The sequence below is a fragment of the Corticimicrobacter populi genome (genome assembly GCF_003123725.1).
GTDB classification, from domain to species: Bacteria; Pseudomonadota; Gammaproteobacteria; order Burkholderiales; family Burkholderiaceae_B; genus Corticimicrobacter; species Corticimicrobacter populi.
Map to the genome: position 1 here is coordinate 1,087,138 of NZ_QETA01000001.1, position 7,412 is coordinate 1,094,549.

9 protein-coding genes are annotated in these 7,412 nt (G+C 58.1%); 5 read left to right on the forward strand and 4 right to left on the reverse strand.

What is annotated here, in order from left to right:
* Positions 1-24: 24 nt before the first annotated feature.
* From mqo to DD235_RS05240, 3 genes are read right to left on the reverse strand one after another with little or no spacing between them, the layout of a single operon-like run.
* Positions 25-1,527 (reverse strand): malate dehydrogenase (quinone), encoded by a 1,503-nt coding sequence (mqo, locus tag DD235_RS05230; protein WP_204524193.1) that lies wholly within the window; start codon positions 1,525-1,527, stop codon positions 25-27.
* Complete coding sequence (locus tag DD235_RS05235; RefSeq protein ID WP_109060926.1) at positions 1,517-1,921, reverse strand: AraC family ligand binding domain-containing protein; 405 nt, start codon at positions 1,919-1,921, stop codon at positions 1,517-1,519. The genes mqo and DD235_RS05235 overlap by 11 nt, the downstream gene beginning before the upstream one ends.
* Positions 1,922-1,952: 31 nt before the next feature.
* Positions 1,953-2,549 (reverse strand): BPSL1445 family SYLF domain-containing lipoprotein, encoded by a 597-nt coding sequence (locus DD235_RS05240; protein WP_109060927.1) that lies wholly within the window; start codon positions 2,547-2,549, stop codon positions 1,953-1,955.
* Between DD235_RS05240 and DD235_RS16700 the strand changes: the two genes are divergently transcribed.
* The 3 genes from DD235_RS16700 to DD235_RS05250 are packed head-to-tail and all read left to right on the forward strand — an operon-like array spanning position 2,548 to position 4,840.
* Positions 2,548-2,757, forward strand: a complete 210-nt coding sequence (locus tag DD235_RS16700) for a hypothetical protein (protein WP_146193426.1) — start codon at positions 2,548-2,550, stop codon at positions 2,755-2,757. The genes DD235_RS05240 and DD235_RS16700 overlap by 2 nt on opposite strands.
* Before the next feature lie 42 nt (positions 2,758-2,799).
* The gene (locus tag DD235_RS05245) at positions 2,800-3,786 is read left to right on the forward strand and encodes a DUF1852 domain-containing protein (RefSeq protein ID WP_109060928.1); all 987 of its coding nucleotides are present in this window, start codon (positions 2,800-2,802) and stop codon (positions 3,784-3,786) included.
* Between the two features lie 25 nt (positions 3,787-3,811).
* Positions 3,812-4,840, forward strand: a complete 1,029-nt coding sequence (locus DD235_RS05250) for a methionine synthase (RefSeq protein ID WP_109060929.1) — start codon at positions 3,812-3,814, stop codon at positions 4,838-4,840.
* Here DD235_RS05250 and ylqF read toward each other — a convergent pair.
* Positions 4,837-5,739: a ribosome biogenesis GTPase YlqF gene (gene ylqF, locus DD235_RS05255; protein ID WP_109060930.1), complete on the reverse strand. Its 903-nt coding sequence runs from the start codon at positions 5,737-5,739 to the stop codon at positions 4,837-4,839. The two genes, DD235_RS05250 and ylqF, sit on opposite strands and share 4 nt — an antisense overlap.
* Positions 5,740-5,815: 76 nt before the next feature.
* Here ylqF and DD235_RS05260 point away from each other — a divergent pair, with 76 nt between their 5' ends.
* Both DD235_RS05260 and DD235_RS05265 read left to right on the forward strand, forming a co-directional pair.
* The gene (locus DD235_RS05260) at positions 5,816-6,397 is read left to right on the forward strand and encodes a DUF1415 domain-containing protein (protein ID WP_109060931.1); all 582 of its coding nucleotides are present in this window, start codon (positions 5,816-5,818) and stop codon (positions 6,395-6,397) included.
* On the forward strand, positions 6,394-7,263 hold the full coding sequence (locus DD235_RS05265) for a class I SAM-dependent methyltransferase (protein ID WP_109060932.1): 870 nt from the start codon (positions 6,394-6,396) through the stop codon (positions 7,261-7,263). Before DD235_RS05260 ends, DD235_RS05265 begins: the two co-directional genes overlap by 4 nt.
* The last annotated feature ends 149 nt before the right edge of the window (positions 7,264-7,412 follow it).

A 7,412-nucleotide genomic window follows, 5' to 3' on the forward strand; every position in this document is an offset into this window, starting at 1 on the left:
TCATGCACTCATGGCCCGTCCTGGTCAGACAAACGTCAGATTCAGCGTGGCCGCCGTTGATTGCCGGATCTCGCGGCAGGCATCGGCATCCACCCTGAGGTCCACGCCGTAGGTCGGGATGATCGCCTTGAGCCGGGGCAGCCAGCCCTCCGGCGTCAACCTGTCGGCAAAGCATTTCTGCAACACTTCCAGAGCGATGAAAGCTGCCGTCGAGGCACCTGGAGAAGCGCCCAGCAAGGCCGCCAGTGATTTGTCGGCCGACGCGATCAGTTCGGTACCGAACTCCAGCATCCCCGCCGTATCCTTGCCCGGCTTGATGATCTGCACACGCTGCCCGGCCACGGCAGTTGCCCAGTCATGCCGGCGCGCATTCGGATAGAACTGGCGCAGCGTTTCGAACTGATGTGCCGGGCTCTGCAACACCTGCGACACCAGGTACTCGGTCAGTTGCCAGTTGTCCTTGGCCACGTCCAGCATCGGCAGGACATTGCCGGGACGCACGGAGCGGAACAGGTCGGTCAGCGAACCATGCTTGAGGAAACGGCTGGAAAAACCGGCATACGGCCCGAACAGCACCGATTTCTTGCCGCCGATGATGCGTGTATCCAGGTGCGGCACCGACATGGGCGGAGAGCCATGCGCCGCCTTGCCATAGACCTTGGCATGATGGCGCTCGCTGACGTCCGTCACATCACAGCGCAGCCAGATACCGCTGACAGGAAAACCGCCATAGCCATGGCCTTCAGGGATGCCGGACTTCTGCAGCAGCTCCAACGCCCCGCCACCCGCACCGATAAAGACAAACCCTGCCTCCAGGCGCTGGTGCTGGTGTGTCACCGTATCCTTGACATCGATACCCCACTTGCCATCCGGTGTACGTGCCAGATCCGTCACTTGCTTCAGGTAGTGCACTGAAACACCGGGCTGTGCCGTGACCTGCCCAATGAGCAAGTGCGTCAGTGCACCATAATCCACATCGGCCCCCGTCACGATGCGCGTGGCGGCCACGGGGTCGTTGCCGGTACGACCTTCCATGATCAGCGGTGCCCAGGCTTCGATCTGCTTCGGGTCTTCGCTGTACTCCATGCCGTGATAGCAATGGTGCGCCGACATCTCCTGAAAGCGACGGCGCAGGTAGGCCACATTCTCTTGCCCCCACACAAAGCTCATGTGTGGACAGGGATGGATAAAGGCCTGCGGATCCGGAATAGCCCCTTTTTTGACCAGATAGGACCACAATTGGCGCGACAGATCGAACTCGGTGTTCACCTCCAGCGCCTTGGAAATATCCACGCTGCCGTCAGCGCGTGCAGGGGTATAGTTCATTTCGCAATTGGCGGCGTGGCCCGTACCGGCGTTATTCCAGCCATGCGAACTTTCCTGGGCGCAATCCTCCAGCACCTCCAGGATCACGATATTCAGCGATGGCTCAAGTTCTTTCAGCACCGTCGCCAACGTGGCACTCATGATGCCGCCACCCACCATGACGATATCGGCACGGGCAGGCATGTTGTGATCAATTGGCATGCGTGTTCCCCTGAGTCGGCACGAACGGCACCCTGGCATCCGGCGACAGGATCACATAGGCCCGTCGCCATGGGTCGGTCCCCAGCAAGCGCCAGCGATGCCCGCCTCCCGCGGTATCTTCAGCCCACAGTACATCACCCGGATTCAATTGAAAACGCGCACCACTGCGCGTTTCGAACTCCAGCGTACCACTCAGTGTCAGGACCAACTGGTGCTCGGGCGCATCGTGCCAGTCAAAACTGCCACCACCACTGGTTTCCCGAAACGAGATGCTCCGTGCCCCGGCGACGCTGCTGATGCTGTCGCCACGCTCACCGGCGGGCAGATCAATCTGCCCTTCGGTGAAGTGGGACTCGCCATCTGCGCCGGTTGTCAGGTGTATACAACGAATCATGCAATACGCTCCCTAACAGGCCGGCACGTGATCAAAGGTCAATTTGCTGAATGCTGTTGCCTTGCAAGGACACACCGGCAGACAGCCCCGCATTGTTCAGGACAAACCCGACCACCGGCGAATTGACTGTATTGGACGAAATCTGGCCATTGGCCCCGATATTGGCAATCGCGACGTTGGCATCCGCCCCGATCGTCCAGTTCTGCTTTTTCTGCAGGAAATTGTCCAGCGCCTGCTGAGTCATGAACAGCAGGATCGTTGCCTGCGACTGCGCGCCGGCCTGAAAGCCGATCGAACCGCCACCCGTGCTGTAGTAGCCGGCATTCTGGCCATTGATACGCAACTCACCCCGGCCATACTCTCCGCCCACGATAAAGCTGGCCCCCACGACCGACGGGAACACCAGGACGCCCTTGGCCTCCTGCACCATCTGTCGCGCCGCCGGAGCTGCCTCGTACAGGCGCGTCAGCGTCGCATCATAGCCACTGTTGATGACGGCACGCTGCTCGGCCACGGTCGCCTGGCTGGTCTGGGTAGTGGTCGTGCAGCCACTGAGCACCACTGCTGCACCGGCCAGCAGTGCACTGGCAAGAACGGGACGCAAGGAAAAGGAATGGACTTGTCGCATGGGAATCTCCTGGGCTGGACTGCAAGGTGGTTCCGCCGGCGGCGGGCAGGGTTCAGTATATATGAGAAAAACTAATACTAGCGTGAAATTAATTCAAGCCCCTCATCACTGGCTCATCATAAAATGCGCACTTGCCCTGATTGTAGATCACTATAAAAAACATCAATCAAAAAATCCAGAAAACAAAATCAATAATTCTGGAAAATAAATCAATTCAGCCCCACCTCAGAATTCAGGATTCCACGCTGCAATGAATAACGATTTTACCTTTACCCTCAAGAGCATTCGTTTCGACGAAAATTACCAGCCCTCGGACAACACGCGCATTACCACCAACTTTGCCAATCTGGCCCGAGGCAGCAGCCGCCAGGAAAACCTGCGCAACACCTTGAGGATGATCAATAACCGCTTCAACGTACTGGCCCATTGGGACAATCCCAACGGCGATCGTTATGCAGTCGAGCTCGACATCATTTCCATTGAAATGCAAATGGGTGCCGCCAACGCTGGCAACGCCCTCCCTCTGATTGAAATATTGAAGACCCATATTATCGACATGCGCACCAATACACGCATCGAGGGCATCACAGGAAATAATTTCTCATCTTATGTGCGCGATTATGACTTCAGCGTATTACTGCTGGAACACAACCAGAACCAGTCAGGATTCAGCACGCCGGAAAACTTTGGCGACCTGCATGGCAAGCTGTTCAAGCACTTCGTCAATTCAATCACCTACCGGGAGCACTTCAGGAAACAGCCTGTCATCTGCCTGAGCGTATCGAGCAGCAAGACCTACCATCGCACAGAAAACCAGCATCCCGTGCTGGGCGTGGAATACCAGCAAGACGAATATTCCCTGACCGACGAATATTTCGACAAGATGGGATTGAAGGTCCGCTATTTCATGCCGCCGGGCAGCGTAGCTCCTCTGGCTTTTTATTTCTCTGGCGACCTGCTCAACGATTACACCGACCTTGAGCTGATCGGCACCATCAGCACGATGGAAGCCTTCCAGAAGATCTACCGGCCTGAGATTTACAACGCCAACTCTGCAGCAGGAAAATCCTACCAGCCCAGCCTGAAACACCAGGACTATTCGCTCACCCGAATTGTCTATGATCGGGAAGAGCGCAGCCGACTGGCCATCGAACAGGGCAAGTTTGTCGAAGAGCACTTCATCAAGCCACACCAGACCCTCCTCGCGCAGTGGTCCGCCGCCCATCACGCGCTTTGATTCGCAAAAAACAAGGTTACTCATCATGAAGAAATTGCTCCCTACCTCCACCGCCGGCAGCCTGCCCAAACCCTCCTGGCTGGCACAGCCGGAAACGCTCTGGTCCCCCTGGAAGCTGCAAGGCGAAGAGCTGGTTGAAGGCAAACAGGATGCCCTGCTGCTGTCCCTGCAAGAACAACAGCTGGCTGGCATCGACATCGTCAGCGATGGCGAGCAAACCCGCCAGCACTTTGTCACGACGTTCATTGAGCACCTCAGCGGCGTCGATTTCGAAAAGCGTGAGACCGTCAGAATCCGTGATCGCTATGATGCCAGCGTGCCGACGGTCGTCGGTGCTGTTTCTCGCCAGAAACCCGTGTTCGTCGAAGACGCCAAGTTTCTGCGCCAGCAAACCAGCCAACCCATCAAATGGGCGCTGCCTGGCCCCATGACGATGATCGATACGCTCTATGACAACCACTACAAAAGCCGCGAGAAACTGGCCTGGGAATTTGCCAAGATCCTCAATCAGGAAGCCAGGGAACTCGAAGCGGCCGGCGTCGATATCATCCAGTTCGATGAACCTGCATTCAATGTGTTCTTTGACGAAGTGAACGATTGGGGCGTGGCCACCCTGGAAAAGGCCATTGAAGGGCTCAAATGCGAAACCGCCGTCCATATCTGCTACGGATACGGTATCAAGGCCAATACAGACTGGAAGAAAACGCTTGGGTCCGAGTGGCTGCAATATGAGCAATCCTTCCCGAAGCTGCAGCAATCCAATATCGACATCATCTCGCTGGAATGCCAGAACTCCCATGTGCCCATGGACCTGATCGAACTCATCCGAGGCAAAAAAGTGATGGTCGGTGCCATTGACGTGGCCACCCACGCCATCGAAACAGCCGAAGAAGTCGCCAACACGCTGCGCAAGGCACTGCAATTCGTGGATGCCGACAAACTCTATCCCGCGACCAACTGCGGCATGGCCCCCCTGCCACGTCAGGTCGCCCGAGGCAAACTGCAGGCCCTGAGCGCAGGCGCGGAAATCGTCCGCAAGGAACTTACGGCCTAATGATCAACCGGAGGCGCAGCGTCTTTCTGATCCCGCTGCGCCGCCTCTGACAGCATCTGTGCCCGGGTTTGCGGCGTTTCCAGGCTGATCCGGCCCAATACCCCCATACGAAAATCATTGAGCAGGACCAGCGATGCTTTTTCCGCATCCAGGCCGCCGCCCTTGAGCAGGCAACCGCGTCGGCGGCCAATCGCCTCTATCACGCTCCAGGCATCCGGAAGAGCCGAATCCAGCCGATACCGATCCGCCAGCAATTGCGGATACCGTGCCAGCAAAATACCTGCCAGGAATTCGGCAACTTCCTCATCGATCACCGCATTGCGTCCGATGGCATGGCAGGCGGCCAGCATGAAACCATCCGAGTCGTACTGGATCTTGGGCCACATCATGCCCGGCGTGTCGGTCAGCGTCATATGGGTGCCGAAAGACAGTGTCTGCTGGGACTTGGTGACGGCGGGCTCATCGCCCACCTTGGCCACCTTGCGCTTGAGCAGGGCGTTCATCAACGTGGACTTGCCGACGTTGGGCACCCCCATGATCATCAGCCGCAGGCGCTTGACGCCATCATTGCGATGCGGTGCCAGCTTCTGGCACAGGTTGACCACGCGTGCAGTATCGTTGGCGCTCTTGCATGAAAGCGCTACGGCGCTCACTCCCGGCTGGGCATTGAAATAGTCGATCCACGCCTTGGTCGCCACGGGATCGGCCAGATCCGTCTTGTTCAGTATCTTCAGGCATGGGCGCTGACGAAAGCGCCGCAATTCATCGACCAGCGGATTGCAACTTGCCTCTGGGATGCGGGCATCAACAACCTCAATCACAACGTCGGTCGACGCCATCGTCTCGGACGCCTTTTTGCGCGCCGACGTCATATGACCGGGAAACCACTGGATCGCCATGGAAAACTGCCACTAAGAGAGAAAGCAAGCATTATCCCCGATCCCGCCGACAGGCGCGAACGACTACAATTCCCTGATGAATCCAGATACCCGCCCCACTTCCGACAGCATCATCGCCGCCATGCGTCACTGGCTGGAAAAAGCCGTCATCGGCCTGAACCTCTGTCCTTTCTCCAAATCCGTCTATCTTGCCAACCGCGTACGCTTTGTCGTCAGCGATGCCCGCCACCTTGACGCATTCCTGGAGCAACTGGACAGCGAACTGGAACTGCTGGCAGCCGCCGATCCACAGGAAATCGACACGACGCTGCTGATCCACCCGTCTCTGTTTGGCGACTTCGAAACCTTCAATGACCTGGTCGGTCTGGCCGAGGACATCGTCGAAGAACACGACCTGGACGGCGTCCTGCAGGTTGCCAGCTTTCACCCACAATTCCAGTTTGCCGACACCTCGCCGGATGACCTGGGCAACTACACCAATCGCGCCCCCTACCCCACGCTGCACCTGCTGCGCGAAGCCAGCATCGAGGGCGCACTGGCACACTACCCGCATGACCCGGACAGCATTTTCGAACGCAACATCGAGACCATGGAGAAGCTGGGCCAGCAAGGCTGGGATGCACTCTGTATCCGGCCCGCCGACAAGGATGCCGCATGAACCGCAAAGCCAGACTCCCCGCGACACCAGCCCAGGACAACACCCCGGCCTTGCCCTCCGACGTGCGCCCCGGCCAGTCCATCGAACTGCTGAAGGAACTGCACATTCTGACGCGCGACGGCAAGCTCAACCAGGACTCCCGCCGCAAGCTCAAGCAGGTCTATCACCTGTACCAGTTCATCGAACCCCTGCTGGAAGAAGCCTTTGCCACGCACGATGACGTCACCCTTGTGGATCACGGTGCCGGCAAATCCTACCTGGGCTTCATCCTCTACGACCTGTTCTTCAAGGCACGCGAAAGTGGTCATGTATACGGCATCGAAAGTCGTGCCGAACTGGTGACGCGCTCACGAGAACTGGCGGCGAAACTCGGCTTTCCTCGCATGCAGTTTCTCGATCTGACGGTCGAGCAATCCATCGACTCTGCCGAATTGCCCGCCACCGTGGACATCGTCACCGCGCTGCATGCCTGCAATACGGCCACCGATGACGCCATCCGCTTTGCCCTGGCCAAGCAGGCCCGCGCCATCGTACTGGTGCCCTGCTGCCAGGCAGAAGTCGCCGCCACACTGCGCCAATTCAAGAACCAGAGTTTGGGCCGCACGCCCCTGTCCGAACTATGGCGCCACCCCATCCATACACGCGAATTCGGCAGCCAGATCACCAATGTGCTGCGCTGCCTGCTGCTGGAAGCCCACGGCTACAGCCTGAGCGTGACCGAGCTGGTGGGCTGGGAGCATTCGATGAAGAACGAACTCATCATTGCCCGGCGCACGGGACAGGTGCGGGGGAATGCGCGTGAGCGTGCGGAGGCGATTCTTGAGGAGCTGGGGCTGACGCCGTTGCGGGAGCGGTTTTTGTATTGAGGGGGGGACGTGGTAATCCCCCCGACGTCTCCCCGTATTCAGTAGCGCGAGGCTTTAGAGTCCGGGATGGTTAATGTATTCGTTCTTACTGCCAGAAGGCCAGCATAGGCAGCAGGCGTTAATCCGCCCAATGCCTTTTTTGGCCTTTC

Coding starts and splice junctions, on each gene's coding strand:
- ylqF (WP_109060930.1), bottom strand. CDS start 5,739: ATGGCGATCCAGTGGTTTCCCGGTCATATGACGTCGGCGCGCAAAAAG.
- DD235_RS05240 (WP_109060927.1), bottom strand. CDS start 2,549: ATGCGACAAGTCCATTCCTTTTCCTTGCGTCCCGTTCTTGCCAGTGCA.
- DD235_RS05265 (WP_109060932.1), top strand. CDS start 6,394: ATGAACCGCAAAGCCAGACTCCCCGCGACACCAGCCCAGGACAACACC.
- DD235_RS05235 (WP_109060926.1), bottom strand. CDS start 1,921: ATGATTCGTTGTATACACCTGACAACCGGCGCAGATGGCGAGTCCCAC.
- mqo (WP_204524193.1), bottom strand. CDS start 1,527: ATGCCAATTGATCACAACATGCCTGCCCGTGCCGATATCGTCATGGTG.
- DD235_RS16700 (WP_146193426.1), top strand. CDS start 2,548: ATGGGAATCTCCTGGGCTGGACTGCAAGGTGGTTCCGCCGGCGGCGGG.
- DD235_RS05250 (WP_109060929.1), top strand. CDS start 3,812: ATGAAGAAATTGCTCCCTACCTCCACCGCCGGCAGCCTGCCCAAACCC.
- DD235_RS05245 (WP_109060928.1), top strand. CDS start 2,800: ATGAATAACGATTTTACCTTTACCCTCAAGAGCATTCGTTTCGACGAA.
- DD235_RS05260 (WP_109060931.1), top strand. CDS start 5,816: ATGAATCCAGATACCCGCCCCACTTCCGACAGCATCATCGCCGCCATG.